This window comes from Bacillus sp. mrc49 (genome assembly GCF_002803435.1).
The window spans coordinates 1-960 of record NZ_PHNG01000136.1; the positions used below are offsets into that span (position 1 = coordinate 1).

A 960-nucleotide genomic window follows, 5' to 3' on the forward strand; every position below is an offset into this window, starting at 1 on the left:
CCTGTTCTCGACATTCGTTTTTCGCAACCGGACGATTTCGGATAGCTCTTCGCGAATTTCCTTTTGCCATTTTATCCACAGCGGAAGGAAACCGGCATCTTTCGCCTTTGACAGGAAGTTGTCATACATATTTCCCGAAAGCGCCGACTCCGGAAGCGGCTTCCCAAAACCAGGGTTATTCTTCAGACCGTTGTCTTTTTCATAATCCCGAAAAATTTGATCCATCCAATTCACATGACCCTGCTCATCACCCATAAACGTTCCTCCAGTCATTTATACATCTTTTTACAATTATAGCATTTTTCTCTACGTTCACTCCATCCCGAACAAATCGGCAAATAACATTATAAAAAAGGATTCCCGTTTCACGGAATCCTTTTTTAGCCTCATTTAACTGTGATTTTCCTTTTTGTCACTGCCTTGTTCTGCGATTTATCCGTCACTGTATACGTCAAGGTATAGCTACCCTTTTTGTTCGTATTCACGGACCCCGTTATTTTGATCTTATTCGTCACGTTTCCATCCAAGTTATCTTTAGCCGATACGCCTGATTTAGAATTGAATGTGGACTTATAGGCAATCGTTTTATTGGCAGCTCCCGAGATGACAGGCTTCGTGCTATCTATCGTGATCTTTCTGGTGATCGTCGCCGTGTTTTTCGAAGAATCGGTGACCGTATACTTCAATGTATAGCTTCCCTTTTTCTTCGTGTTCACCGTACCGGTCACTTTTATTTTACTTGTCAAGCTGCCATCCGCATTATCCTTGGCACTCACGTTTGATTTCGGATCAAATGAAGCATTCAAACCGATCGTTTTACTTCCTGCACCTGAGATGACTGGCTTAACTTGATCATAAACGGTTATCTTCCTTATGACCTTGGCAACATTCCCCGCCTTGTCAGTAACCGTATAGGTCAAATTATAAGTACCCACCTTCTTTGTATCCACCTTGCCCTCA

The 960-nt window shown here is 42.6% G+C and carries 1 protein-coding gene and 1 pseudogene; both read right to left on the reverse strand.

What is annotated here, in order from left to right; all coding sequences use genetic code 11:
* Positions 1–255, reverse strand: a pseudogene (locus CVN76_RS00930) (DUF1992 domain-containing protein); the annotation flags it as partial.
* 131 nt (positions 256–386) lie between these two features.
* Positions 387–960, reverse strand: a 574-nt coding sequence (locus CVN76_RS00935; RefSeq protein ID WP_157805401.1) for an immunoglobulin-like domain-containing protein, incomplete at its 5' end; no start/stop codon positions are given.